The 25,214-nt window shown below is 69.2% G+C and carries 23 protein-coding genes; 13 read left to right on the top strand and 10 right to left on the bottom strand.

The window, feature by feature from the left end:
* From murD to AC1DF3_RS15130, 10 genes are all read left to right on the top strand, one after another.
* Positions 1-1,731 (top strand): UDP-N-acetylmuramoyl-L-alanine--D-glutamate ligase, encoded by a 1,731-nt coding sequence (gene murD, locus AC1DF3_RS15085; protein WP_478140054.1) that lies wholly within the window; start codon positions 1-3, stop codon positions 1,729-1,731.
* The gene (gene ftsW, locus AC1DF3_RS15090; protein ID WP_286533955.1) at positions 1,728-3,020 is read left to right on the top strand and encodes a putative lipid II flippase FtsW; all 1,293 of its coding nucleotides are present in this window, start codon (positions 1,728-1,730) and stop codon (positions 3,018-3,020) included. The genes murD and ftsW overlap by 4 nt, the downstream gene beginning before the upstream one ends.
* Positions 3,017-4,078: an undecaprenyldiphospho-muramoylpentapeptide beta-N-acetylglucosaminyltransferase gene (murG, locus tag AC1DF3_RS15095; protein WP_301813732.1), complete on the top strand. Its 1,062-nt coding sequence runs from the start codon at positions 3,017-3,019 to the stop codon at positions 4,076-4,078. The genes ftsW and murG overlap by 4 nt, the downstream gene beginning before the upstream one ends.
* Complete coding sequence (gene murC / locus AC1DF3_RS15100; RefSeq protein ID WP_286523855.1) at positions 4,075-5,526, top strand: UDP-N-acetylmuramate--L-alanine ligase; 1,452 nt, start codon at positions 4,075-4,077, stop codon at positions 5,524-5,526. The genes murG and murC overlap by 4 nt, the downstream gene beginning before the upstream one ends.
* Entirely contained in the window at positions 5,523-6,506 is a 984-nt protein-coding gene (locus AC1DF3_RS15105; protein WP_478140055.1) for a D-alanine--D-alanine ligase, read from the top strand. The genes murC and AC1DF3_RS15105 overlap by 4 nt, the downstream gene beginning before the upstream one ends.
* Complete coding sequence (locus AC1DF3_RS15110) at positions 6,506-7,288, top strand: cell division protein FtsQ/DivIB (RefSeq protein ID WP_478140056.1); 783 nt, start codon at positions 6,506-6,508, stop codon at positions 7,286-7,288. The genes AC1DF3_RS15105 and AC1DF3_RS15110 overlap by 1 nt, the downstream gene beginning before the upstream one ends.
* 22 nt (positions 7,289-7,310) lie before the next feature.
* Positions 7,311-8,540: a cell division protein FtsA gene (ftsA, locus tag AC1DF3_RS15115; protein ID WP_286368870.1), complete on the top strand. Its 1,230-nt coding sequence runs from the start codon at positions 7,311-7,313 to the stop codon at positions 8,538-8,540.
* A 162-nt stretch (positions 8,541-8,702) separates the two neighbouring features.
* Complete coding sequence (gene ftsZ, locus AC1DF3_RS15120) at positions 8,703-9,908, top strand: cell division protein FtsZ (RefSeq protein ID WP_286523849.1); 1,206 nt, start codon at positions 8,703-8,705, stop codon at positions 9,906-9,908.
* A gap of 205 nt (positions 9,909-10,113) precedes the next feature.
* Positions 10,114-11,037 (top strand): UDP-3-O-acyl-N-acetylglucosamine deacetylase, encoded by a 924-nt coding sequence (gene lpxC, locus AC1DF3_RS15125; protein WP_286533950.1) that lies wholly within the window; start codon positions 10,114-10,116, stop codon positions 11,035-11,037.
* A 13-nt stretch (positions 11,038-11,050) separates the two neighbouring features.
* Positions 11,051-11,227, top strand: a complete 177-nt coding sequence (locus AC1DF3_RS15130) for a hypothetical protein (protein WP_286504600.1) — start codon at positions 11,051-11,053, stop codon at positions 11,225-11,227.
* Between the two features lie 186 nt (positions 11,228-11,413).
* Here the strand turns inward: AC1DF3_RS15130 and ruvC are convergent, their stop codons facing one another.
* The 8 genes from ruvC to AC1DF3_RS15170 are packed head-to-tail and all read right to left on the bottom strand — an operon-like array spanning position 11,414 to position 18,992.
* On the bottom strand, positions 11,414-11,962 hold the full coding sequence (gene ruvC, locus AC1DF3_RS15135) for a crossover junction endodeoxyribonuclease RuvC (RefSeq protein WP_286533949.1): 549 nt from the start codon (positions 11,960-11,962) through the stop codon (positions 11,414-11,416).
* 5 nt (positions 11,963-11,967) lie between these two features.
* Positions 11,968-13,032, bottom strand: coding sequence for a phosphatidate cytidylyltransferase (locus tag AC1DF3_RS15140; RefSeq protein WP_286533948.1), 1,065 nt, complete (start codon positions 13,030-13,032; stop codon positions 11,968-11,970).
* Positions 13,033-13,824 carry a lysophospholipid acyltransferase family protein gene (locus AC1DF3_RS15145; RefSeq protein ID WP_286534397.1) on the bottom strand — a complete coding sequence of 264 codons (792 nt, stop codon included), beginning with the start codon at positions 13,822-13,824 and terminating at the stop codon, positions 13,033-13,035.
* Between the two features lie 27 nt (positions 13,825-13,851).
* Complete coding sequence (locus tag AC1DF3_RS15150; RefSeq protein ID WP_286533946.1) at positions 13,852-14,601, bottom strand: transglycosylase domain-containing protein; 750 nt, start codon at positions 14,599-14,601, stop codon at positions 13,852-13,854.
* Positions 14,598-15,443, bottom strand: coding sequence for a shikimate dehydrogenase (gene aroE / locus AC1DF3_RS15155; protein WP_478140057.1), 846 nt, complete (start codon positions 15,441-15,443; stop codon positions 14,598-14,600). The genes AC1DF3_RS15150 and aroE overlap by 4 nt, the downstream gene beginning before the upstream one ends.
* Positions 15,444-15,453: 10 nt before the next feature.
* Entirely contained in the window at positions 15,454-16,311 is an 858-nt protein-coding gene (locus AC1DF3_RS15160) for an energy transducer TonB (RefSeq protein WP_286533943.1), read from the bottom strand.
* The gene (locus AC1DF3_RS15165) at positions 16,308-18,365 is read right to left on the bottom strand and encodes a ribonuclease catalytic domain-containing protein (RefSeq protein WP_286533942.1); all 2,058 of its coding nucleotides are present in this window, start codon (positions 18,363-18,365) and stop codon (positions 16,308-16,310) included. Before AC1DF3_RS15165 ends, AC1DF3_RS15160 begins: the two co-directional genes overlap by 4 nt.
* Positions 18,366-18,401: 36 nt before the next feature.
* Positions 18,402-18,992 carry a YqiA/YcfP family alpha/beta fold hydrolase gene (locus AC1DF3_RS15170; protein ID WP_301813750.1) on the bottom strand — a complete coding sequence of 197 codons (591 nt, stop codon included), beginning with the start codon at positions 18,990-18,992 and terminating at the stop codon, positions 18,402-18,404.
* 80 nt (positions 18,993-19,072) lie between these two features.
* Between AC1DF3_RS15170 and rodA the strand changes: the two genes are divergently transcribed.
* From rodA to AC1DF3_RS15185, 3 genes are all read left to right on the top strand, one after another.
* Positions 19,073-20,227: a rod shape-determining protein RodA gene (gene rodA, locus AC1DF3_RS15175; RefSeq protein WP_286533939.1), complete on the top strand. Its 1,155-nt coding sequence runs from the start codon at positions 19,073-19,075 to the stop codon at positions 20,225-20,227.
* Positions 20,228-20,261: 34 nt separating this feature from the next.
* The gene (gene tldD / locus AC1DF3_RS15180) at positions 20,262-21,722 is read left to right on the top strand and encodes a metalloprotease TldD (protein WP_478140058.1); all 1,461 of its coding nucleotides are present in this window, start codon (positions 20,262-20,264) and stop codon (positions 21,720-21,722) included.
* Positions 21,723-22,018: 296 nt separating this feature from the next.
* On the top strand, positions 22,019-23,137 hold the full coding sequence (locus AC1DF3_RS15185; protein WP_286533936.1) for a 3-deoxy-7-phosphoheptulonate synthase: 1,119 nt from the start codon (positions 22,019-22,021) through the stop codon (positions 23,135-23,137).
* Between the two features lie 24 nt (positions 23,138-23,161).
* Here AC1DF3_RS15185 and AC1DF3_RS15190 read toward each other — a convergent pair whose 3' ends face one another.
* Entirely contained in the window at positions 23,162-23,662 is a 501-nt protein-coding gene (locus AC1DF3_RS15190; protein WP_286533935.1) for a cupin domain-containing protein, read from the bottom strand.
* 7 nt (positions 23,663-23,669) lie between these two features.
* A complete protein-coding gene (gene mpl / locus AC1DF3_RS15195; protein WP_478140059.1) occupies positions 23,670-25,157 on the bottom strand; it encodes a UDP-N-acetylmuramate:L-alanyl-gamma-D-glutamyl-meso-diaminopimelate ligase in 1,488 nt (495 codons plus the stop codon).
* Between the last annotated feature and the right edge of the window lie 57 nt (positions 25,158-25,214).

The following is a 25,214-nucleotide window of genomic DNA, read 5'->3' on the forward strand; positions in this document are numbered from 1 at the left end:
ATGCGGCATCTGAAAGACCTCCACGTCCTCGTCCTCGGCCTCGGTGCGTCCGGGCTGGCGATGGCGCGCTGGTGCGCGCGCCACGGCGCCGTGCTCACGGTCGCCGACACCCGCGAGGCGCCGCCGCAGCTGGCGGCCCTGCGCGCCGAGCTGCCCGGCGCCGTGTTCGTCGGCGGACCGCTGACGGCCGCGCTGGTCGAAGGCACGCCGGTGCGCGCGGTGTACCGCTCGCCGGGGCTGTCGCCGGCGTCGGTGGCGCCGGTGATCGATGCGGCCCGGGCGATGGGCCTGCCGGTGGGGGGCGAACTGGACCTGTTCGCGCGCGCCTTGGCGGACCTGCGGATCGTGGAAGAGGCGCAGGCGGTCGAAGCGGTCGTGGCGCCGGAGCCGGCCGCGCACGCGGAGCCCGCGCCCGACGCCGTCGAGCCCGATACCGCCGATACCGCCGATGCCGCCGAGGCGGCCGAAGCACCTGAACCCGCCGCCGCGCTGCCCGACGATGACGACGATTCGTTCACCCCGCTGGCCGAGCCGGTGGTCGTGCCGCCGGCGCCCAAGGGCTACACGCCCGCGGTGCTGGCCATCACCGGCACCAACGGCAAGACCACCGTGACCGCGCTCACCGGCCAATTGGTCGAGCGCGCCGGCAAGAGCGTCGCCGTGGCCGGCAACATCGGCCCGACCCTGCTCGACACGCTGTCGGCCCGGATCGACGCCGACGACCTGCCCGAGGTCTGGGTGCTCGAGCTGTCGAGCTTCCAGCTCGACGGCGTGCAGGACTTCGAGCCGACCGCCGCCACCGTGCTGAACCTGTCGCAGGACCACCTCGACTGGCATGGCGACATGGCCGCCTACGCCGCGGCCAAGGCGCGCGTCTTCGGCCGCAAGGGTGTGATGGTGCTCAACCGCGAGGATGCCGCCGTCATGGCGATGCGGCCGGCGCCGGTCAAGCTGGCGCGGGGCCAGGTGGCGCGCAGCGTCATCACCTTCGGCGCGGCGATGCCGCTGCGGCCCGGGGACTACGGCATCGAGCGCCTCAACGGCATGGCCTGGCTGGTGCGTGCGCTCGAAGCCGACGAGACCCAGAAACGCAAGCGGGGTGCCGCGGTCGAGGAGGAAGAGATCTTCATCCAGCGCCTGATGCCGGCCGATGCGCTGCGCATCCGCGGCCGCCACAACGCGCTCAATGCGCTGGCGGCGCTGGCACTGGCCACCGCCGCGGGCTGCCAGCTGGCGCCGATGCTCTACGGGCTGCGCGAATACCGCGGCGAGCCGCACCGGGTCGAGCCGGTGGCGATCGTCGGCGACGTCGAGTACTTCGACGACAGCAAGGGCACCAATGTCGGCGCCACCGTCGCCGCGCTGGTGGGCCTCGGCGAGGAGCGCCGGCTGGTGGTGATCCTCGGCGGCGAGGGCAAGGGCCAGGACTTCACGCCGCTGGCCGCGCCGGTGGCGCAGTACGCCCGCGCCGTGATCCTGATCGGCCGCGACGCGCCGTTGATCGAGGCCGCGCTCGTGGCCACCGGCATCCCGCTGCTGGGCGCCGCCTCGCTGGCCGAGGCCGTGACACTGGCGGCCGGCCGCGCGCACCCGGGCGACGCCGTGCTGCTGTCGCCGGCCTGCGCCAGCTTCGACATGTTCCGCGACTACGCGCACCGTGCGCAGGTCTTCTGCGAGGCCGTCGAGGCGCTGGCCGATCTGCCGTCGAACCCCGTGTCGGAGGCGTCATGAACAGCGCGAGCGCCGCCACGTCCAACAAGACCGGCCGCTTCAGCGGCTGGTTCAGCCGTGCCAAGAGCGGCATCGATGCCCTGCCCATGCACCTGCCGGTGCGGCTCGGCAACGCCGGCATGACGCAGACCAAGGCGGCCCCGGTGCGCGTGCTCGGCTTCGACCAGGCCCTGGTCTGGGTCACCGTGGCGCTGCTGGCCTGGGGCCTGGTGATGGTCTATTCGGCCTCGATCGCGCTGTCCGACAGCCCGCGCTTCACCCGCGCCGGCTACACGCCGACCTTCTTCCTCACGCGCCACGCGGCCTCGCTGGTGATCGCCGCGATCGCCGGCCTGCTGGCCTTCCAGGTGCCGATGAAGACCTGGGAGCGCGCCGCGCCCTGGCTCTTCGTCGCCTCGCTGCTGCTGCTGGTGGCGGTGCTGGTGCCGCACGTCGGCATCAATGTCAACGGCGCCCGCCGCTGGCTGCCGCTGGGCTTCATGCGCTTCCAGCCCTCGGAGCTGGCCAAGCTCGCGATGGTGCTCTATGCGGCCAGCTACATGGTGCGCAAGATGGAGATCAAGGAGCGCTTCTTCCGCGCCGTGCTGCCGATGGGCATCGCGGTGGTGGTGGTCGGCATGCTGGTGATGGCCGAGCCCGACATGGGTGCCTTCATGGTGATCGCGGTGATTGCCATGGGCATCCTGTTCCTGGGCGGCGTCAATGCGCGGATGTTCTTCGTCATCGCGGCGCTGGTCGTGGTGGCCTTCAGCACCATCGTGGCGACCAGCCCCTGGCGGCGCGAGCGGATCTTCGCCTACCTCGACCCCTGGAGCGAGGAGCACGCGCTCGGCAAGGGCTACCAGCTGTCGCACTCGCTGATCGCGATCGGCCGCGGCGAAGTCTTCGGCGTCGGCCTCGGCGGCAGCGTCGAGAAGCTGCACTGGCTGCCCGAGGCCCACACCGACTTCCTGATGGCCGTGATCGGCGAGGAGTTCGGCCTGGTCGGCGTGCTGCTGGCGATCGCGCTGTTCCTCTGGCTCACGCGCCGGATCATGCATATCGGCCGCCAGGCGATCGCGCTCGACCGCGTGTTCTCGGGCCTGGTGGCGCAGGGCATCGGCATCTGGATCGGCTTCCAGACCTTCATCAACATGGGGGTGAACCTCGGCGCGCTGCCGACCAAGGGCCTGACCCTGCCGCTGATGAGCTTCGGCGGGTCGGCCATCCTGTTGAACGTGGTGGCGCTGGCCGTGGTGCTGCGGATCGACTACGAGAACCGCGTTCTCATGCGCGGAGGCCGCGTATGAGCAGAACGGCATTGGTCATGGCGGGCGGCACGGGAGGACACATCTTCCCGGGCCTGGCCGTGGCCGAGGCCCTGCGCGAGCGCGGCTGGCGTGTCCACTGGCTCGGTGCGCCGGGCAGCATGGAAGAAAAGCTGGTGCCGCCGCGCGGCTTCGCCTTCGAACCGGTGCAGTTCGGCGGCGTGCGTGGCAAGGGACCGCTGACCCTGGCCTTGCTGCCCATGCGCCTGCTGCGCGCCTTCCTGCAGAGCATTGCCGTGGTGCGCCGCGTCAAGCCCGACGTGGTGGTCGGCCTCGGCGGCTACATCACCTTCCCGGGCGGCATGATGAGCGTGCTGCTCGGCAAGCCGCTGGTGCTGCACGAGCAGAACTCGGTCGCGGGCCTGGCCAACAAGGTGCTCGCGAGCGTGGCCGACCGCGTCTTCACGGCGTTCCCGAACGTCATCAAGAAGGCGCAGTGGGTGGGCAACCCCTTGCGCGCCGCCTTCCTGAAGCAGGGCGAGCCGGCTGCGCGCTTCGCCGGCCGCGCTGGTCCGCTCAAGCTGCTGGTGGTCGGCGGCAGCCTCGGCGCCCGCGCGCTCAACGCCGTGGTGCCGAAGGCGCTGGCCCTGATCGCCCCGGCCGAGCGGCCGCAGGTCACCCACCAGAGTGGTGCCAAGCAGATCGACGAACTGCGGGCCAACTACGCCGCCGCCGGCGTCGACGGCCAACTCACTCCTTTCATCGACGACACGGCGCAGGCCTATGCCGACGCCGACCTGGTCGTCGCCCGTGCCGGTGCCAGCACCGTCACCGAAATCGCGGCCGTCGGCGCAGCAGCGCTGTTCGTGCCATTTCCCTCCGCCGTGGACGACCACCAGACCACCAATGCCCGCTTCCTTGTCGACGCCGGCGGTGGCTGGCTCGTTCAACAAACCGAACTGACACCCGAATTGCTGGCCGAATTGCTAAAGAACACCGGGCGCGCTGCGCTCCTCGAACGCGCCGTGAAGGCCAAGTCGATGCAGAAAACCGAAGCGGTCGACCACGTCGTCCGCGCTTGCGAGGAGCTTGCCAAATGAAGCACGCCATTCGTCACATCCACTTCGTCGGCGTCGGCGGCTCGGGCATGAGCGGCATCGCCGAAGTGCTGCTCAACCTCGGCTACAAGATCTCCGGCTCGGACCTGGCCGACAGCGCGACCCTCAAGCGCCTGGCCAGCCTCGGCATCGCGACCTTCGTCGGCCATGACGCGGCCCACATCGCGGGCGCCGACGCGGTCGTGACATCGACCGCGGTCAACGCCGACAACCCCGAGGTGGTGGCGGCGCGCGAGAAGCGCATCCCGGTGGTGCCGCGCGCCATGATGCTGGCCGAGCTGATGCGGCTCAAGCAGGGGATCGCGATCGCCGGCACCCACGGCAAGACCACCACCACCAGCCTGGTGGCGAGCGTGCTGGCCGCGGCCGGCTTCGATCCGACCTTCGTGATCGGCGGCCGGCTCAACAGCGCCGGCGCCAATGCGCAGCTCGGCAGCGGCGACTACATCGTGGTCGAGGCCGATGAATCCGATGCCTCGTTCCTGAACCTGCTGCCGGTGATGGCGGTGGTCACGAACATCGACGCCGACCACATGGAGACCTACGGGCACGACTTCGCGAAGCTCAAGAAGGCCTTCGTCGACTTCCTGCACCGCATGCCCTTCTATGGCGTCGCGATCCTGTGCACCGACGATCCGGCGGTGCGCGAGGTCGTGACCCAGGTGTCCTGCCCGGTGACCAGCTACGGCTTCGGCGAGGAAGCCCAGGTGCGCGCGGTCAACGTGCGCGCGGTGGGTTCGCAGATGCACTTCACGGCCCAGCGCCGCAACGGCGTCACGCTGCCCGACCTCGACATCGTGCTGAACCTGCCGGGCGAGCACAACGTGCGCAACGCGCTGGCGGTGATCGCGGTGGCGGTCGAGCTCAGCGTGCCCGACGAAGCGGTGCAGCGCGGCCTGGCCGACTTCAAGGGCGTGGGCCGGCGCTTCCAGCGCTATGGCGAAGTGGCGCTGCCGGGCGGCCGTCCGGGTCAGTTCACGCTGATTGACGACTACGGCCACCACCCGGTCGAAATGGCGGCCACCATCGCCGCGGCGCGCGGCGCCTTTCCGGGCCGGCGGCTGGTGCTGGCCTTCCAGCCGCACCGCTTCACGCGCACCCGGGACTGCTTCGAGGATTTCGTCAAGGTCATCGGCCAGGCCGACGCGGTGCTGCTGGGCGAGGTCTACGCCGCCGGCGAGGCCCCGATCGTGGCCGCCGACGGCCGCTCGCTGGCGCGTGCGCTGCGCGTCGCGGGCAAGGTCGAACCGGTGTTCGTCGACGAGATCGCGGCAATGCCGCAGGCGATCCTGGACAACGCGCGCGATGGCGATGTCCTGATCTGCATGGGCGCCGGATCGATCGGCGCCGTGCCGGCCAAGGTGGTCGAGATCGGCGCCCTGGCGCCGCAGAAGTCGGAGCGCTTCACGCGCGAAGGGAGGGCGCTGTGAGCGTCGTGGAACCCCAGGCCCTGGGCAAGGTGGCGGTGCTGTTCGGCGGCAGCTCGGCCGAGCGCGAGATCTCCATCATGTCGGGCACCGGCGTGCTGGAGGCGCTGCGTTCGCGCGGCGTCGATGCCCACCCCTTCGATCCGGCCGATCGCGATCTGGCCGAACTCAGGCGCGAGGGCTTCGCCCGCTGCTTCGTCGCGCTGCACGGACGCCACGGCGAGGACGGCACAGTGCAGGGCGCGCTCGAATTGCTCGGCATTCCCTATACCGGTTCCGGCGTCATGGCGTCGAGCGTGGCCATGGACAAGGTCATGACCAAGCGCATCTGGCAGGCAGACGGCCTGCCGACGCCGCGCTATGTGCGCCTGGCCTTCGACCAGCAGAGCCGCGAGCAGATCAACGCGGTGCCCGACGTGCTGGGCCTGCCGCTGATCGTGAAGCCGCCGCGCGAGGGTTCCTCGATCGGCGTGACCAAGGTCGAGGGCTACTCGCAGATGCAGGATGCGGTGGCGCTGGCGGTGCGCTACGACGCCGACGTGCTGTGCGAGGAGTTCATCGAGGGCGAAGAGGTCACCTGCGCCCTGCTGGGCAGCGGCCTCGACGCCGTGGCGCTGCCGGTGGTGCGCATCGCCGCGCCCGAGGGCGCCTACGACTACCAGAACAAGTACTTCACCGACGACGTCAAGTACCACTGCCCGAGCGGCCTGCCCGAGGCCGAAGAGCACGAGATCCGGCGCATCGCGCTGGCCGCCTACCACCAGCTCGGCTGCCGCGGCTGGGGGCGCGCCGACCTGATGATCCGGGCCAGCGACCGCAAGCCCTTCCTGCTCGAGATGAACACCTCGCCCGGCATGACCAGCCACTCGCTGGTGCCGATGTCGGCGCGGGCCGCCGGCATCGCCTACGAGGACCTCTGCCTGCGCGTGCTGGCGACGGCCACGCTCGATTCCGGAACGCCGAACCGCAGCGAGGCGAACTGATGGCCGACAGCATCTCCGTCCCCTTCGACGTCAAGCTCATGAACGTGCTCGCGACCCTCGTGTTCGCGCTGTTCGCGCTCATGCTGCTGGCGGCGGGCGGCTGGTGGGTGCTGCGCCAACCCTTCTCCCCGCTGGCCGGCATCAAGGTCGATGGCGAGGTCACGCACAACAACGCGGTCACCTTGCGCGCCAACGTGGCGCCGCAGCTGGCGGGCAACTTCTTCACGGTCGACCTGGCGCGCGCGCGCGCCGCCTTCGAGTCGGTGCCGTGGGTGCGCAAGGCGGTGGTGCGGCGCGAGTTCCCGAACAAGCTGCGCGCCACGCTGACCGAGCACGTGCCGGTGGCGCACTGGGGCGACGAGGCCGGCTCGAAGCTGATCAACGGCTTCGGCGAGGTGTTCGAAGCCAACGTGGCCGAGGTCGACGACAACCTGCCGCGGCTGGACGGCCCGCCCGAGCAGGCCGGCCAGGTGCTGGGCATGTACCGGGTCCTGGCGCCGCTGTTCAAGCCCTACGACCTCGCGATCGACGAGCTCACGCTGACCGGTCGCGGCAGCTGGCGGGCGCAGCTCGACACCGGCGCCGTGCTCGAACTCGGACGCGGGCAGGGCGATGAGGTGGTGGCCCGCACAGAGCGCTTCCTGCGCACCGTGACGCCGGTGGCGAGCCAGTACGGGCGCACGGTGGCGGCGGTCGAGGGCGCCGACCTGCGACACAACGAGGGCTATGCGCTGCGGTTGCGTGGCGTGACGACGGTCGTTGCCGACCCGAAGAAAAAGTAGAGAGAGCGAACAGAGGAAGCACATGTCCAAAGAGTACAAAGATCTCGTTGTCGGCCTCGACATCGGCACCGCCAAGGTGATGGCGGTGGTCGCCGAGGTGCTGCCCAACGGCGAGCTCAAGCTGGCCGGGCTCGGCATCGCGCCGAGCAACGGGCTCAAGCGCGGGGTGGTGGTCAACATCGACGCCACCGTGCAGAGCATCCAGCAGGCCCTCAAGGAGGCCGAGCTGATGGCCGACTGCAAGATCAGCCGGGTCTACACGGGGATCACCGGCAGCCACATCCGCGGCATCAATTCGAGCGGCATGGTGGCGGTGAAGGACAAGGAAGTCACGCCGGCCGACGTCGCCCGCGTGGTGGAAACGGCACGCGCGATCAACATCTCGAGCGACCAGCGCCTGCTGCTGGTCGAGCCGCAGGAGTTCGTGATCGACGGCCAGGACGTCAAGGAGCCGATCGGCATGAGCGGCATGCGGCTGGAGGCCAAGGTGCACATCGTGACCGGTGCCCAGAGCGCGGCCGAGAACATCATCAAGTGCGTGCGCCGCTGCGGCCTCGAGGTCGACCAGCTGATGCTGAACCCGCTGGCCTCCAGCCTCGCGGTGCTGACCGAGGACGAGCGTGAACTCGGCGTGGTGCTGGTCGACATCGGCGCCGGCACCACCGACGTCGCGATCTTCACCAACGGCGCGATCCGCCACACGGCCGTGATCCCGATCGCCGGCGACCTGATCACCAGCGACATCGCGATGGCGCTGCGCACCCCGACCAAGGACGCCGAGGACATCAAGGTCGAGAACGGCTACGCCAAGCAGCTGCTGGCCGACCCCGACACCCAGGTCGAGGTGCCGGGCCTGGGCGACCGCGGCCCGCGGATGCTGAGCAAGCAGGCACTGGCCGGCGTGATCGAGCCGCGGATCGAGGAGATCTTCTCGCTGGTGCAGCAGGTGGTGCGCGAGTCGGGCTACGAGGAAGTGCTGTCCTCGGGCGTGGTGCTGACCGGCGGCAGCGCCGTGATGCCGGGCATGGTCGAGCTCGGCGAGGACATCTTCCTGAAGCCGGTGCGGCGCGGCATTCCGAAGTACTCGAGCGCGCTGTCGGACATGGTCGCGCAGCCGCGCGCCGCCACCGTCATGGGCCTGCTCGAGGAGGCCCGCTATGCGCGCCTGCGCGGCTTCAAGGTGGCGCAGAAGAACGGCTCGGTCAAGACCGCGTTCGGGCGCTTCAAGGACTTCATCGTGGGGAACTTCTGACATGACACCCCACCGTCTCTGGCTGGCGCGGGGCAGTCCCCCGCTGCATTTCAACGAGCGATGGCGGCGAACCGGACCTCCGCCCTGACCGCGCTCAACTGCATACCCACAACAAATTCATTCATCAATAAACGGCAACTGCAAATTCAAGGAGTCAGAAAAATGGCTATCGAAATGATCGAGATCGAAGAGTTCAACCAGGGCACCCAGATCAAGGTGATCGGCGTCGGCGGCGGCGGCGGCAACGCGGTCGCCCACATGATGGAGCGCGGCGTGCAAGGGGTGCAGTTCGTCTGCGCCAACACCGACGCCCAGGCGCTGTCGCGCAGCAACGCCCACAAGACGATCCAGCTCGGTACCAACGGCCTGGGCGCCGGCAGCAAGCCCGAGAAGGGCCGCGACGCCGCCGAGGCCGCGATCGACGACATCCGCGAATCGATCGCCGGCGCGCACATGCTGTTCATCACGGCCGGCATGGGCGGCGGCACGGGCACCGGTGCGGCGCCCGTGATCGCGCGCATCGCCAAGGAGATGGGCATCCTCACGGTGGGCGTGGTGACCAAGCCCTTCGACTGGGAAGGCGGCCGCCGGATGACCAATGCCGACCAGGGCCTGGCCGAACTCGAAGCCAACGTCGACTCGCTGATCGTGGTGCTCAACGAGAAGCTGCTCGACGTGCTCGGCGAGGACGTGACGCAGGACGAGGCCTTCGCCCATGCCAACGACGTGCTGAAGAACGCGGTCGGCGGCATCTCGGAGATCATCAACGAATACGGCGGCGTCAACGTCGACTTCGAAGACGTGCGCACCGTGATGGGCGAGCCCGGCAAGGCGATGATGGGCACGGCTGCGGCCAGCGGCCCGGACCGCGCCCGCATCGCCGCCGAGCAGGCCGTGGCCTGCCCGCTGCTCGAAGGCATCGACCTGTCGGGCGCCAAGGGCGTGCTGGTGCTGGTGACGGCCTCGAAGTCTTCGCTCAAGCTGAGCGAATCGAAGCTCGCGATGAACACCATCCGCGCCTACGCATCGCCGGACGCGCACGTGATCTACGGCGCCGCCTACGACGACGCCCTCGGCGACGAGATGCGCGTCACCGTGGTGGCCACCGGCCTGTCGCGCCAGGATGCACGCCGCCAGGCACCGACGCTCGAAGTGATCCGCACCGGCACCGACAACATCGCGTTCACCGTGCCGACCCTCGGCACCGGCACCGGCCACGCCGCCAGCCAGCCGAACTACGACGGCATGGCGGTGCCCAGCGTGTGGCGCACCAACCGCACCATGGCCGCGGCCAAGGTCGATGCGCTGTCGTCGGGCGGCATGGACGACTTCGAGATCCCGGCCTTCCTGCGCCGCCAGGCCGATTGATGGTTCGCAAAGCTACTGCGCGCCCCGATTTTGCGCCTGCGATGCTCGCCGTACCCAGGTACGGCTCCGCTTCTCGGCGCAACCTCGGAGCGCTCGCTACGCTTTTCGAACCATCAATCAATCCGCATAGGCCCATATGACGGCTATCGGGGACATAGCGAGGCGTGCGGCGCAGCGGACGGCGCGCGCCTCTAAAATGCCCTCCGTGCTGTCCCAACGAACCCTCAAGTCGATCACCCGCGCCGTTGGCGTGGGGCTGCACAGCGGCCAGCGGGTCGAGCTCACCTTGCGGCCGGCACCGGTCGACCACGGCATCGTGTTCCGCCGGGTCGACTTGCCGGAGCCGGTCGAGATCGCGATGACGGCCGAGTCGGTGACCGACACCCGGCTGGCGTCGACCGTCTCGGCGGGCGGCGCCAAGGTCCAGACCGTCGAGCACCTGATGTCGGCCTGCGCCGGCCTGGGCATCGACAACCTGCTGATCGACATCACGGCCGACGAGGTGCCGATCCTCGACGGCTCGGCATCGTCCTTCGTCTTCCTGCTGCAGAGCGCGGGCATCCAGCCGCAGGCGGCGCCGCGGCGCTTCATCCGGGTCACCAAGCCGGTCGAGGTGCGCGAAGGCGAGGGCGCGGATGCCAAGTGGGCGCGGCTCGAGCCTTACCACGGCTACAAGCTCAGTTTCGAGATCGACTTCGACCACCGGGTGGTCAACTCGACCGGCCAGCGGGTCGAGTTCGACCTCGGCAGCGGCTCCTACAGCCGCGACATCGCACGCGCGCGCACCTTCGGGTTCACCAAGGAAGTCGAGTACATGCGCTCCAAGGGACTGGCGCTCGGCGGCGGGCTCGACAACGCGATCGTGATGGACGACACCAAGGTGCTCAATGCCGGCGGGCTGCGCTACGACGACGAGTTCGTCAAGCACAAGATCCTCGACGCGATGGGCGACCTGTACGTCATCGGGCGGCCGCTGCTGGCCGCCTACAGCGCCTTTCGCTCCGGCCATGCGCTCAACAACAAGCTGCTGCGCGAGCTGCTCGCCCATCCGGATGCCTACGAGGTCGTGACCTTCGACGACGAGAAGCGGGCCCCGTCCGGCTTCGCCGAAGTCGCGCGCGCCTGGTAGCGCGGCGGCGCCGATGCTTCTGTTCCGCTGGGCCATCCTGCTGCTGTTGCTGGCGGCCGGCGTCTCGTTCGCGTTCTACGCCGGCACCGGGCAGCTCAAGTACCGGCGCTTCGGCTGGATCGTGCTCAAGTGGACCTTGCTGGCGGCCTTCGGCTTCTTTGCGGTGCTGATCGCGGAGCGGGCTTTCTGAGACCTTGCGGGACAGACCAAGAAACTGCGCAGGAGTTTTTGCTCTGTCCTCGACCTCGTGAGACCTTGCGGGACAGACCAAGAAACTGCGCAGGAGTTTTTGCTCTGTCCTCGACCTCGTGAGACCTTGCGGGACAGACCAAGAAACTGCGCAGCAGTTTTTGCTCTGTCCTCAACTGATTAGATCTCAGCGCGTCCGGCCGTCCCGATAACGCCCACTCGTGCTGCGCCCCAGCACGGTCGCCTGCCCGAGCCGCGCCAGCGACGCGCCCACGTGGGCATGCGTGATCGCGATGCCGAGTGCGTCGGCCGCATCGCTGCCCGGCAGCCCCGGCAGATGTAGCAGCCGCTTGACCATCTCCTGGACCTGCGCCTTGGCGGCCCGCCCGTGGCCCGCCACGGCCTGCTTCATCTGCAGTGCCGTGTATTCCGACACCGCGAGATCGCGGGTCACCAGGGCCGTGAGGCAGGCGCCGCGGGCCTGGCCCAGCAGCAGCGTGGACTGCGGATTGACGTTGACGAAGACGATCTCGACCGCGGCCGCGTCGGGCTGGTAGCGCGCCGCCAGTTCGCCGATGCCGTCGAACAGCACCTTCAGCCGCGCCGGCAGCTCGCCGGTGCCGAGGTGGCGGGTGCTGATGGTGCCGCTGGCGACATAGCGCAGCGCGTGGCCGTCGACGTCGACCACGCCGAAGCCGGTGGTCTGCAGTCCGGGGTCGATGCCGAGGATGCGCATGGGCGTCACACCTGGAAGTACCAGCGCACGGCGTGGAAGAAAACGGGCGCCGCGAAACACAGCGCATCGACCCGGTCGAGCAGGCCGTTGGCACCGGTCACGCCGACGCCGCGCCGGCCCCAGTTCGGAATGCCGCGATCGCGCTTGAGCGCCTTCATCACGAGATGGCCCATCGAGCCGGCCACGCAGGCGATCAGCGACATCGCGAAGGCCTGGCCGAACTTGAACGGCGTGATGAACGAGAACAGGCCGCCGACCACGCCCGCGATCGCCATGCCGAGCGCCCAGCTGGTCCAGTTGAAGCTGCGGCTGACGTTCGGGGCGAAGGGCGGCTGCATGAACAGCCGGTACCGGATCGCGCCCAGCAGGCCCGGCAGGCGCTCGGGTGCCGGCGCGCCCTCGTCCGGCATCGCCTTGCGCCGCGACACCAGGTGCTGCACCAACATGCAGCTCTGGACCACGATCACCAGGAAAAAGACCAGGAAGGCGCTCTTGCCCTCGTAGCCCGGAAAGGACAGAAGCAGCAGGGCCGGCACGTGGCTCATGCCGTAGACGCAGACCATGATGCCCCACTGCAGCTTGGCGTTGCGCTCGAGGAAGTGGCTCGGGTCGTCGGCCAGCGCGCTCACGACCGGAATGGCGAGGAACACGTAGACCGGAATGAACACCGTGAAGAGGTCGAAGTGGGCGGTCGCCACCAGCCAGAACTGGATCGGCAGCACCACGAAGAAAGCCAGGATCAGGCTGCGATGGTCGCCGCGCCGGGTCGGCGAGAGCGTGATGAACTCGCGCAGCGCCAGGAAGGCGATCAGTGCGAACAGCAGGGTCGCCACCCGTTCGCCCAGGGCCCAGCCGACCCAGAACACCACCACCATGAACCAGGTGGTGCTCAGCAGCGCGCGGAAATGCCGCAGCTCGCGCTGCCAGATCTCGTCGTGGACCGGGTTGCGGCGCTCCCTGAAGCTCAGCAGGAAGGCGACGGTACTGACGATGAACAGCAGGCCGAAGACAATGACGAACAGGGCCGCGACCTGGTGCGTCGGGGAAAGGCTGCGCAGGTAGTTGTTCATCTAGACGTTCCGCAGCGCCACCACGGCCTCGCGCGCCCGGTCGAGAAAGGGCCGGCGTTCCTCGCCCTCTTCGAGCTTGATCGGCGCGCCGAAGGTGACCGAACACAGGATCGGCACCGGCACCACCTCGCCCTTGGGCATCACGCGCTGCACGTTGTCGATCCAGGCCGGCACCAGCACGACCTCGGGGAACATCTGGGCCAGCGTGAACAGCCCCGACTTGAATTTCTGCGGTTCACCCGTGTGGCCGCGCGTGCCCTCGGGAAAGATGATGATCGAGTAGCCGCCCTGCAGGGCTTCGATCAGCGGCTGCAGCGGCGCCAGCGCTTCGGCGCTGCCCGGCGGCGCGAGCGGCGAAGGCTCCGGTTCGGGGGCCGGCTGCGACAGCGGAATCTCGAACTGCGCGCCGGCGGGCTCGGCCGCGGCGAATGCGGCGGGCGCCTCGTCGAGCGAGGGTTCGATACGGACCGCGGGCGGTGGCTCGGGCGGTGCCGGCGGCACCACCGGCGCGCCGCCGCCGCGCTCGACATAGATCGCGTGGAACACCTCGGTCGTGATCCAGCGCTTGAAGGGCGTGTTGGCCCAGTAGTCGCGCGCCGCGATCGGCCGCGTGATGCCGCGCAGTTCCTCGGGCAGGGCAGCCCAGATCATCACGAGGTCGAGATGGCTCTGGTGGTTGGCGAAGTAGATGCGCTGCTCGGCCTTGGGCGGGCAGCCCCACCAGCGCGCCTGGGCGCCGGTGAGCAGCCGGATCAGGCCCAGCAATCCCCACCCCGTGAACTTTGCAAGCAACATGGTCCCGATGATACGGGGCCGTCCTCAGGGCAATTCCGCCGCCGGCATGCGCGCGGCGATCGTCGCCGTGCGGCTCGCGAGATAGCCCGACCCCTGCCGGCGCTCGAAGAACTTGGGGCTCGGCAGCATCACGGCCAGCCGGGCCGCCTCGTTGACGCCGAGGCGTGCCGCGGGCTTCTTGAAATAGTGCTGCGCCGCCGCCTCGGCACCGAAGATGCCTTCGCCCCATTCGACGTTGTTGAGGTAGATCTCGAGGATCCGCTCCTTGCTCAGAAAGGTCTCGAGCGCGGTGGCCAGCACCAGTTCCTGGCCCTTGCGCAGCATCGTGCGCTCGCTCGACAGCAGCAGGTTCTTGGCCAACTGCTGCGTGATGGTCGAGCCGCCGCGCAAGGGCGCCGGGCGCGGTTCCTTGCCGCGCGCGCGCATCTGGGCGGCGCGCCTGGCGGCGATCTCCTCGGCCTTGGCATTGCGTTGCCGGGCCCGCTCGATGGCCTCCCACTCCACGCCCTGGTGGTAGATGAACTCGCTGTCCTCGCTGGCGATCACGGCGCGCTTGAGGCTGTCGGAGATCCGGCTGTAGGGCACCCACTGCTGCCGCCATTCGCGCTCGCCGTTGCTGCGCCCTTGGGTGGCGAGCTGCCAGGCCTCGGAGCGCTGGAAGGTCGTCGACTGCGGATCGATCACCGCCATCGCGGCGATCCGGAGGATGAAGAAGAGCTGCAGCGCGAAGGCCGCGATCAGCACGCAGCCGAGCCAGCGCAGGGCGGCGATCACTTGGCCTCGACGAGGGCGCGCAGCTCGGCCAGCACCGGGGCGGTCGGCGGCCGCACGCCGCGCCAGATCTCGAAGGCCTCGGCGGCCTGCTCCACCAGCATGCCGAGGCCGTCGCGCGGCACCGCGCCGTGGACGCGGGCCCAGTCCATGAAGCCTGCTGCGGCGGCGCCATACATCATGTCGACCGCGAGCGCTCCGGGCTTCAGCACGCTGGCCGGCACCGGCACCTCGCCGCCGGACAGGCTCGACGCGGTCGCGTTCACCAGCACGTCGAAGCGGCCCGGCACGCTGTCGAGCGCCTGCGCCTCGAGCGTGACCCCATGCTGCAAGGCCAGCGCCGCATGCCGCTGCACCAGGGCGATCGCCTTGGACAGGGTGCGGTTCGCCACCACGACCCGGCGCGGTCCGGCTTCGAGCAGCGGCCCCAGCACGCCCGCGCTGCCGCCGCCTGCGCCCAGCAGCAGCAGCTCGCTGCCGGCCAGCGCGACGCCCGCGTGGACCCGGATGTCGTTGACCAGCCCGATGCCGTCGCTGTTGTCGCCGTGCACGCCGTCGTCGCGGAAGCTCAGCACGTTGACCGCCTGGGCCAGCGCCGCGCGCGGCGTCAGGTGCTGCGACAGCGCCGCGGCCTCGAACTTGAACGGCACCGTCACGTTGCAGCCGCGCGCCGTGCCCGTGGTCTGGGCGCGGAACGCCGCCACCGCGCCGGCGAAGTCGTCCAGCGGCGCGAGGCGCCGGCCGTATTCCAGCTGCTGTCCGGTCAGCTCGGCGAAGCGGGCATGGATCCAGGGCGAGCGGCTGTGTTCGACCGGGTGGCCCATCACGCAATACAGGTCGGTCATCGTCAGTCGCTCATTGTCTGGACGACAGCTGGGTCTCCAGCGTCTCGTCGCGGGTGAACTTGAAGCGCGACGGCAGCACGATCTGGTCGGTCTGGCGCCGCATCGCATCGGTGAACTTGCCGAAGCTGCCGATGCTGCGAACGATCGCCTGGGCGCGGCGGTCGAGCGTGCGGTCGCCCGAGCCCTCGACGATGTCGGTCGCGAGGATCGTGCCGTCGTGGTTGACGGTCACCATCATCGTCAGCTCGCCGTAGAGCTTCTTGCCCGCCGATTCGGGGAAGTTCTCGGTGCCGCGCACCTCGATCTTGCGGCGCAGCGCGTCGACATAGGCCGCGTAGGCCGCCTCGCGCGTGGCCGGGCTGATGTAGCGCTTCTTGGGCCGCGCATTCTCTTCGTTGACGCGGCGCTCGATCTCGGCCAGCAGCTCGACCAGCTGGCGCCGTTTTTCTTCGCGTGCCGCGCTCTCGCTGGGGTTGCCCTTGGCGCGCGGATCGGGCAGCGGCATGCTGGCGAGCTGCTGCTTGATCTGGGCCAGCAGCAGCATCTGCTGCTGCTGCATGGCTTCGACCTGGCGCTGGGCATCTTCCATCGAATCGCCGATGGCGGTGAAGGTGGAGGGCGGCAGCGGGCTGGTGGCGCGTCCGCGGTCGAGGTCGCCGCCGCCTGCCAGCGAGGCCTGGGCGATCGCGCGGGCCTTGTCGGGCCGCTCGTTGGTCCGGGCGTTGACCAGGATCACCTCGAGCGGCGTCTCCTGGAAGACCCGGTTGAAGGACTCCGGGTCGACGAAGCGGACCGCCAGCAAGGCGGCATGCGCGGCGACCGACAGGCCGAGCGCGATCTGCAGCGTGCTGAGGTCGCGCAGGTTCATACCGGTGCGTTCTCCGGAGCGGCCTCGCTGTCGGCGAGGTCGACCGCGATGGCGATCGGCCCGGCGACTTCTTCCTCGTCCTCGCCGCTGTCGTCCGTGGCGGCGTCGGCCGGTGCGGCATCGAGCCGTTCGATGACCGTGCCATGGACGTCGAGCGCGATCTCGTCGATCTCGCCGAGCCGCACGCGCACCCGCGCGCCGCGCTGCAGGCCTTGCGTGCCGGTCACCTCGAACACCAGCGGCAGCTGGTCGGCCCGGGCCAGGGCGCCGTTCGGCAGTTCCTTGATGAGGGTGGCCTCGAGCTCGGTGATGCCTTCCTGCTGCAGGTACTTGAGGGTCCAGAAGCGTTCCATGCCGCCCTGGTGGCCGTTGTAGGTGCTGTAGGCGGCATCGAAGCCCGAGAGGATCGAGAACAGGTCGGCGTCCTTGGGCTTGAACGGCGCCGCCAGCGCGGCGGTCTTGCCGTGGCGCGCCGCCGCGATGATCTGCCACTGGTTCACGAGGTCGGTGTAGCGGCGCAGCGGCGAGGTGCTCCAGGCGTAGCTCTTCACGCCGAGGCCCGCGTGCGGCAGTGCCCGCGTGCCCATCCGCACCTTGATGCCGGGCGCCAGGCTGGCCTGGCTGCGGTAGAGGCCGGGCACGCCGAGCTCGCCGAGCCATCCGCCCCAGCTGCTGTTGGCCAGGATCATCGCCTCGGAGACGATCAGGTCGAGCGGCGCGCCGCGCTGGCGGGTGCCGATCTGCACCTGCTCGCTGCCGGTCGGCTCGCCCTCGTTGCCGAGCAGGCGGAAGGTGTAGTCGGGCCGGCTGAAGTTCTCGGGCTTGCCGCGCGCCACCTCGCGCTGTGCCTTCAGCTGCTTCGCCAAGCGGAACAGGAAGGACAGCGGCGCGCGCAGCGGCGCCAGCGCCGCCGGCGTTTCCGCGGCGCCGACGGAGGCGTCTTCCAGCCACTCCTGGTTGATCACCGCGTCGAGCTGGTCATGGCGCAGGTTGGCGACGATCGGCACCCGTTCGAGCCGGGTCTCGGTGCCTTTGAGCGCCAGCGTCTCTTCGTCGAAAGTGGCGTAGAGCGAGACGGCCGGGCAGTCGCGCCCTTCCTGCAGCGTGTAGGCCTCGACCACGTGGTCGGGCAGCATCGTGATCTTGTGGCCCGGCATGTAGACCGTCGACATGCGCGCGCGCGCCACCTGGTCGATGGCGCTGCCCGGCACCAGGGCCAGCCCGGGCGCCGCGATGTGGATGCCGACCACCACGGTGCCGCTGCCGAGCCCCTGGACCGACAGGGCGTCGTCGATCTCGGTGGTCTGCGAATCGTCGATCGAGAAGGCCTGCACGGCCGCCAGCGGCAGTTCGTCGGCGATCGCCGGCGCCTGCAGCGCCGGGAAGCCGGTGCCTTTCGGAAAGTTCTCGAACAGGAAGCGGCGCCAGTGGAACTGGTAGGCCGAGTCGATTGCGCCGGCCTGTTTCAGCAGCTCGAGCGGCGGGCGCTGGGTGGCGCGGGCGGCGTCGACGACCGCCTTGTATTCGGGCGCGTTCTTGTCCGGCTTGAACAGGATCTTGAACAGCTGCTCGCGCACCGGCGCCGGGCATTCGCCCGCGGCCAGCTGGCCCGCCCATTCGGCGATCTGGGCCTGCACCAGCTTCTTCTTCTCGATCGCGGCCAGCGCCTGCTGGATGATCTCGGCCGGCGCCTTCTTGAAGCGGCCCTTGCCGGCACGGCGGAAGTAGTGCGGGGCGTCGAACAGCGCCAGCAGTGCCGCGGCCTGCTGGACCAGCGTCGGACGGGCCTGGAAATACTCGGTGGCCAGCTCGTCGAAGCCGAATTCGCCCTCGGGCGCGAATTCCCAGGCGAGGTCGAGGTCGACCGTGGCGGCGAGCGCGCGGCCCTCGGCGATCAGCTCGGCCGGCGCCGGCTTCTCGAAGCGCAGCACGATATTGGCGCTCTTGACCTTGACCCGCTTGCCGGTCTCGAGCTCGACCTGGGCCGAGGCTTCGGCCTCCGACAGGACGCGGCCGCCCAGGTATTTGCCGGCTTCTTCGAACAATACAAACATGGCGCGGATTCTCCCATGCGCAGCGGCGCAGGCCGCTCAGACAGGGTCGATGAAGGCCAGAACCTCGTCCAGGTGCTGGGCCTCGAAGTCCGACAGCGCGTGGTCGCCGCCTTCGAGGAGCTTGATCCGGCTGCCCGGGTAGCGGTCCGACATGTCGCGCCAGTCGAGCACTTCGTCGCCCTTGGCGATGACCGCGAAGACCTGCTCCGGCCGGTCCAGCGGCCCGACCTGGAGCGCACGCAGCTCGGCGATGTATTCGGGGCGGAAGTGGAAATGCTCGGACGGGTCGTGCCAGAGCGTCTGGTCGCCGATGTGACGCACCAGGTCGCGCGCCGGGTCGACCGCCGGGTTCAGCAGCACCGCCCGGCAATAGGTGGTGGCTGTTACATATGTGGCGTAGAAGCCGCCGAGCGACGAGCCCACCACCGCCATCGAACTGCGCGGCCAGCCGGCGATGCCCCGCATCACGAGCGCGACCGCCTCGCGCGGCGAGGGCGGCAGCTGGGGGCACCACCAATGCAGGTTCGGGTGCAGTTTGGCCACGCGCTGCGCCATCTGGCTGGCCTTGGTCGACCGGGGCGAGGAGCGGAAGCCGTGGAGATAGAGCAGGTGGGTGGTGGGCGGCATGCGGCGATTATCCGGAACCGGGGCCGGAATTGGCCCTGGGGCCCATCCGGAGGGCCTCGGGCGGCGATAATCCCCACCCCATGTCGGCCGTCTTCAATCAACCTTCGCTCGCACGGCGCGTGTTGCCCGTGTTCCAGGGCTTCGACGGCTTCCTCGCCTTCGCCGTGCTGCTGCTGGGCTGTGCCGGCATGCTGACCATGTATTCGTCCGGCTACGACCATGGCACCCGCTTCGTCGACCACGGCCGCAACATGCTGCTGGCCGCCTTCATCATGTTCGTGGTGGCCCAGGTGCCGCCGCAGCGCCTCATGATGGCCGCAGTGCCGATCTACACCCTGGGCGTGGCGCTGCTGGTGGCGGTGGCGCTGTTCGGCATCACCAAGAAGGGCGCCCAGCGCTGGATCAATGTCGGCGTCGTGATCCAGCCCAGCGAGATCCTCAAGATCGCGATGCCGCTGATGCTGTCCTGGTGGTTCCAGCGCCGTGAGGGGCAGCTGCGGCCGCTCGACTTCATCGTCGCCACCTTGCTGCTGGCGGTGCCGGTCGGCCTGATCATGAAGCAGCCCGACCTTGGCACCGCGCTGCTGGTGCTGGCCACCGGGCTGTCCGTGATTTTCTTCGCCGGCCTGTCGTGGAAGCTGATCTTGCCGCCGGTGGTGATCGGCCTGGTCGTGGTGGCGCTGATCGTCGGCTTCGAGTCCCAGCTGTGCGCCAACGGTTTCGACTGGAAGATCCTGCACGACTACCAGAAGCAGCGCGTCTGCACGCTGCTCGACCCGACCAAGGACCCGCTCGGCAAGGGCTTCCACATCATCCAGGGCATGATCGCCATCGGCTCCGGCGGCGTCGGCGGCAAGGGCTTCATGCAGGGCACCCAGACCCACCTCGAGTTCATCCCCGAGCGCACCACCGACTTCATCTTCGCCGCCTACTCCGAGGAATTCGGCCTGGCCGGCAACCTGGCGCTGATCGCCGCCTTCATCTTCCTGATCTTCCGCGGCCTGGCGATCGCGCTCGACGCGCCGACCCTGTTCTCCCGTCTGCTGGCCGGCGCGGTCACCATGATCTTCTTCACCTACGCCTTCGTGAACATGGGCATGGTGAGCGGCATCCTGCCGGTGGTGGGGGTGCCGCTGCCCTTCATCAGCTATGGCGGCACTGCGATGGTCACCCTGGGGCTGGGGCTGGGCATCCTGATGTCCATATCCCGCGCCAAGCGATTGATCCAGAGCTGACGTCCTTCTGGCATTCCGCTCCTAGAATGCCTTGATGATTTCTCGCGAACCCACCATCGAGCGCCTCGCCACGGCGCAGAACCTCCTGCTCACGCCCTTCGGTCTCGACGAATCGCACCTGTCGCGTGCGCTCGCCGAGATCAAGGCGCACAAGGTGGACGACGCCGATCTCTACTTCCAGTACACGCGCAGCGAAGGCTGGAGCCTCGAAGAGGGCATCGTCAAGACCGGCAGCTTCAGCATCGACCAGGGCGTCGGGGTGCGCGCGGTCAGCGGCGAGAAAACCGCCTTCGCCTATTCGGACGACATCTCCGAGGCCTCGCTGCTCGATGCCGCACGCACCGTGCGCAGCATCTCCTCCGCCGGCAAGACCGCGCGGGTCAAGGCGCCGGCGCGCAAGATCGCCGGCAGCCGCTCGCTCTACAACGGCATCGACCCGATCTCGACCCTGGACAGCACGGCCAAGGTCAAGCTGCTCGAGAAGGTCGAGCAGCTGGCCCGCTCGCGTGACCCGCGGGTGGCACAGGTCATGGCCGGCCTGGCGAGCGAATACGACGTGGTGCTGGTGGCGCGCGCGGACGGCACCCTCGCGGCCGACGTCCGGCCGCTGGTGCGCCTGTCGGTCACCGTGATCGCCGAGCAGAACGGCCGCCGCGAGGTCGGCTCCGGCGGCGGCGGCGGCCGTTTCGGCCTGGCCTACTTCGACGACGCGCACATCGCCGAGTACGTCGACCAGGCGGTCAAGTCGGCCCTCACCAATCTCGATTCGCGCCCGGCACCGGCCGGCGAGATGACCGTCGTGCTCGGCCCGGGCTGGCCCGGCATCCTGCTGCACGAGGCCATCGGCCACGGGCTTGAAGGCGACTTCAACCGCAAGGGCTCGAGCGCCTTCTCGGGCCGCATCGGCGAGCGCGTCGCGGCCAAGGGCGTGACCGTGCTCGACGACGGCACCATCGCCGACCGCCGTGGCTCGCTCAATGTCGACGACGAAGGCAACGCGACCCAGCGCAACGTGCTGATCGAGGACGGCATCCTCAAGGCCTACATCCAGGACTCGCTCAACGCCCGCCTCATGAAGGCCAAACCCACCGGCAACGGCCGCCGCGAGAGCTATGCCCACGCGCCGATGCCGCGCATGACCAACACCTACATGCTGGGCGGCAACCGGGTGCCGGAAGAAATCGTCGCCAGCATCAAGAAGGGCCTCTACGCCACCAACTTCGGCGGCGGCCAGGTCGACATCACGAGCGGCAAGTTCGTGTTCTCGGCCAGCGAGGCCTACTGGGTCGAGAACGGCAAGATCCAGTACCCGGTCAAGGGCGCGACCATCGTCGGCAATGGCCCCGATGCGCTCACGCGCGTGACCATGATCGGCAATGACATGGCGCTCGATTCGGGGGTCGGCACCTGCGGCAAGGAAGGGCAGAGCGTGCCCGTGGGCGTCGGCCAGCCCACATTGCGCATCGACGGCCTGACGGTCGGCGGTACAGCCTGAGACCTTGCGGGACAGATCAAGAGATTGCGTAGCAATTTTTGCTCTGTCCTCAACTGACTAAATCCCTTCGCCGATTCGTAAATGCAGCCGTGAACGCGCTGCCTGTGCTACATTCCACCCCCATGTCCGCAGCTCGCGCTTATTACTTTGCCTTCTTTTGGTTCCCGGTCTCCGGCGGACGAGAGGCGCGCGCGTAAAGCAAGCAGACAGCAGAACCTCCCAAAACCGCCGGTGCCCCAAGCACCGGCGGTTTTTTTTTGCCCCACCAACATCCAGACCCATCGAAGGAAGCACACATGAGCACGAAAGCCGCCCCGCCCAGCGACACCTGGTACGCGAACGTCGAGAAAACCAGCCGGACCGACGACGAACGCATCAAGGACATTACTGTGTTGCCTCCCCCCGAACATCTGATCCGCTTCTTCCCGATCGCCGGGACGCCGGTCGAATCACTGATCACCGGCACCCGCCATGCGATCCACAAGATCATGGCCGGCAAGGACGACCGGCTGCTGGTGATCATGGGTCCCTGCTCGATCCACGACCCGGCCGCTGCGCTCGACTACGCGCGCCGCCTGAAGGCCGAGCGCGACAAGTACGCGGGCACCCTGGAGATCGTGATGCGCGTCTACTTCGAGAAGCCGCGCACCACGGTGGGCTGGAAGGGGCTCATCAACGACCCCTACCTCGACGAGAGCTTCCGCATCGACGAGGGCCTGCGGATCGCACGCCAGCTGCTGATCGACATCAACCGCCTGGGCCTGCCGGCCGGCAGCGAGTTCCTGGACGTGATCTCGCCCCAGTACATCGGCGACCTGATCTCCTGGGGCGCGATCGGTGCCCGCACCACCGAGAGCCAGGTGCACCGCGAACTGGCCTCGGGCCTGTCGGCGCCGATCGGCTTCAAGAACGGCACCGACGGCAACATCCGCATCGCCACCGATGCGATCCAGGCGGCGGCGCGCGGCCACCACTTCCTGTCGGTGCACAAGAACGGCCAGGTGGCGATCGTCCAGACCAACGGCAACCGCGATTGCCACGTCATCCTGCGCGGCGGCAAGGCGCCCAACTACGACGCCACCAGCGTCGCGGCGGCCTGCAAGGATCTCGAGGCGGCCAAGCTGCCGCCCAAGCTGATGGTCGACTGCAGCCACGCGAACAGCAGCAAGCAGCACCAGAAGCAGATCGAGGTCGCGCGCGATATTGCGGACCAGGTCGCGGGCGGCAGCCACAGCGTGTTCGGCCTGATGGTCGAGAGCCACCTGAAAGCCGGGGCGCAGAAGTTCACGCCCGGCAAGGACCCGATCGACGCGCTCGAATACGGCCAGAGCATCACGGATGCCTGCCTGGGCTGGGAGGATTCGACCCAGGTGCTGGAAATTCTCTCGCAGGCGGTCAAGAAGCGCCGGAAGTGAAGCGCCGCCCGGCGCCGATCTCGATCAGATCAGCGCCGCCAGGTCCGGCCAGTGGTGGCGCAGCAGCGCCGCCTCGTCGCCGTCGGGCTGCATGAAGGCGAAGTCGTCGAAGTCGAAGCCCGGTCCGACGGTGCAGCTCACCAGCGTGTAGTCGGGGCCCACGGGCCCGACGATCGGCCGCGCCGCCTGCCACTGGCCGGCCGGCACGGTGTGCTGGGGCCGGGTGCCGTGGACGTCGACCGCGCCGAGCCGCAGGTGGGCGGGCGGCGTGCGCAGCGCCGCGTCGCTGGTCCACAGTGCCAGCGGCGCGCCTTCGAGATGGATCCAGACCTCGTCGGACTGCACCCGGTGCCAGCGCGAATGCTGGTCGGCTTCGAGCAGGAAGTAGATGGTGGTCAGCGCATCGCGCGCCGTCCGGCCGTCGGCCGGCAGCACCTGCGCCGACGAGCGGAACATCTCGCGGTACCAGCCGCCCTCGGGGTGGGGCTGCAGCTGGAGGGTTTCGATCAGTTGGCGGGCGCGCATAAGTCGCTCATTGTGGCGCGCGCAGCGCCGAAAGCAGCTTGTCGTGCACGCCGCCGAAGCCGCCGTTGCTCATGCAGACGATGTGGTCTCCGGGGTGCGCCGCCGCCGCGACCTGCGCGACCAGCGGCTCGATGGCATTCGCCACCCGGGCCCGCGCACCCATCGGTGCCAGGGCCGCGCCCGCATCCCAGTCGAGGCCGCCGCTGTGGCAGAACGACAGATCGGCGGCCTCCAGGCTCCAGGGCAGCTGGGCCGCCATGGTGCCGAGCTTCATCGTGTTGCTGCGCGGCTCGAACACCGCGAGGATGCGGTCCTGGCGGCGCCCGGCGGCATCGAGTTTCTGGCGCAGGCCGTCGAGCGTGGTGCGGATCGCGGTCGGATGGTGGGCGAAATCGTCGTAGACCGTGATCGTCCCCGTGGCGCGTTCCACGGTGCCGCGCAGTTCCATGCGCCGCCGCACGTTCCGGAAGCTCGCCAGCGCGGCGGCGGCCTCGGCCGGCGCGACGCCGACATGCTCGGCGGCGACGATCGCCGCCAGCCCGTTCATCTGGTTGTGCAGACCCGACAGCGCCCATTCGACCCGCCCGACCCGTTCGCCGCCGCGCAGCACGTCGAAGGCGTCGTGCGGGCCCGCGGCCTGCCATTCGCCGCCGGCGCCGAAGCGCGCGAGCTCGCTCCAGCAGCCCTGGGCCAGCACGCGCTGCAGGCTGTCCTCGGTGGCGTTGACCACCACCCGCCCCTGGCCCGGGACCGTGCGCACCAGGTGGTGGAACTGCCGCTCGATCGCCGCCAGGTCGTCGAAGATGTCGGCGTGGTCGAATTCCAGGTTGTTCAGGATCGCGGTGCGGGGGCGGTAGTGGACGAACTTGCTGCGCTTGTCGAAAAAGGCTGTGTCGTATTCGTCCGCCTCGATGACGAATGCGGCCCCCACGCTCCCCACTTCGTGTGGTTCGCTGCCCCCCGAGGGGGCCGCAGGCCGCCTTGGGAGCGGCCCGGCGCCGGCCTGGGCCGCTTTCGCTCCGCCCAGCCGGGCCGAGACGCCGAAGTCGAGCGGCACGCCGCCGACCAGGAAGCCCGGCGCCCGGCCGGCGCGCTCGAGGATCCAGGCCAGCATCGAGGTGGTGGTGGTCTTGCCGTGGGTGCCGGCGACCGCCATCACGTGGCGTCCCTGCAGCACTTGCTCGGCCAGCCACTGCGGACCGCTGGTATAGGGCGCGCCGGCGTCGAGGATGGCCTCCATCAGCGGGAACTTGGGGCTGCCATCCGCCAGCCGGACCCGGGAGACCACGTTGCCGACGACGAAGACGTCCGGCCTGAGCGCCAGCTGGTCGGCGCCGAAACCCTCGATCAGCTCGATGCCGAGCGACCGCAATTGGTCGCTCATCGGCGGATAGACGCCGGCGTCGCAGCCGGTCACCCGGTGGCCGGCTTCGCGAGCAAGTGCCGCCACCCCTCCCATGAAGGTGCCGCAGATGCCGAGAATGTGAATGTGCATCAGTCGATTCTAGGGATGCGCAAGGGCCATCCGCCTGCAAGCCGCGCAGTCCGGGCA

The organism is Variovorax sp. 10N432 (assembly GCF_056394465.1).

Excerpts from the sequence above, each read along its gene's own strand:
- AC1DF3_RS15140 (WP_286533948.1), bottom strand. The coding sequence starts at position 13,032 with ATGAACAACTACCTGCGCAGCCTTTCCCCGACGCACCAGGTCGCGGCC.
- ftsA (WP_286368870.1), top strand. The coding sequence starts at position 7,311 with ATGTCCAAAGAGTACAAAGATCTCGTTGTCGGCCTCGACATCGGCACC.
- murC (WP_286523855.1), top strand. The coding sequence starts at position 4,075 with ATGAAGCACGCCATTCGTCACATCCACTTCGTCGGCGTCGGCGGCTCG.
- aroE (WP_478140057.1), bottom strand. The coding sequence starts at position 15,443 with ATGACCGACCTGTATTGCGTGATGGGCCACCCGGTCGAACACAGCCGC.
- AC1DF3_RS15190 (WP_286533935.1), bottom strand. The coding sequence starts at position 23,662 with ATGCGCGCCCGCCAACTGATCGAAACCCTCCAGCTGCAGCCCCACCCC.
- murG (WP_301813732.1), top strand. The coding sequence starts at position 3,017 with ATGAGCAGAACGGCATTGGTCATGGCGGGCGGCACGGGAGGACACATC.
- AC1DF3_RS15185 (WP_286533936.1), top strand. The coding sequence starts at position 22,019 with ATGAGCACGAAAGCCGCCCCGCCCAGCGACACCTGGTACGCGAACGTC.
- rodA (WP_286533939.1), top strand. The coding sequence starts at position 19,073 with ATGTCGGCCGTCTTCAATCAACCTTCGCTCGCACGGCGCGTGTTGCCC.
- mpl (WP_478140059.1), bottom strand. The coding sequence starts at position 25,157 with ATGCACATTCACATTCTCGGCATCTGCGGCACCTTCATGGGAGGGGTG.
- AC1DF3_RS15130 (WP_286504600.1), top strand. The coding sequence starts at position 11,051 with ATGCTTCTGTTCCGCTGGGCCATCCTGCTGCTGTTGCTGGCGGCCGGC.
- AC1DF3_RS15160 (WP_286533943.1), bottom strand. The coding sequence starts at position 16,311 with ATGAACCTGCGCGACCTCAGCACGCTGCAGATCGCGCTCGGCCTGTCG.
- tldD (WP_478140058.1), top strand. The coding sequence starts at position 20,262 with ATGATTTCTCGCGAACCCACCATCGAGCGCCTCGCCACGGCGCAGAAC.
- murD (WP_478140054.1), top strand. The coding sequence starts at position 1 with ATGCGGCATCTGAAAGACCTCCACGTCCTCGTCCTCGGCCTCGGTGCG.
- AC1DF3_RS15170 (WP_301813750.1), bottom strand. The coding sequence starts at position 18,992 with ATGCCGCCCACCACCCACCTGCTCTATCTCCACGGCTTCCGCTCCTCG.
- AC1DF3_RS15110 (WP_478140056.1), top strand. The coding sequence starts at position 6,506 with ATGGCCGACAGCATCTCCGTCCCCTTCGACGTCAAGCTCATGAACGTG.
- ftsZ (WP_286523849.1), top strand. The coding sequence starts at position 8,703 with ATGGCTATCGAAATGATCGAGATCGAAGAGTTCAACCAGGGCACCCAG.
- ftsW (WP_286533955.1), top strand. The coding sequence starts at position 1,728 with ATGAACAGCGCGAGCGCCGCCACGTCCAACAAGACCGGCCGCTTCAGC.
- ruvC (WP_286533949.1), bottom strand. The coding sequence starts at position 11,962 with ATGCGCATCCTCGGCATCGACCCCGGACTGCAGACCACCGGCTTCGGC.
- AC1DF3_RS15165 (WP_286533942.1), bottom strand. The coding sequence starts at position 18,365 with ATGTTTGTATTGTTCGAAGAAGCCGGCAAATACCTGGGCGGCCGCGTC.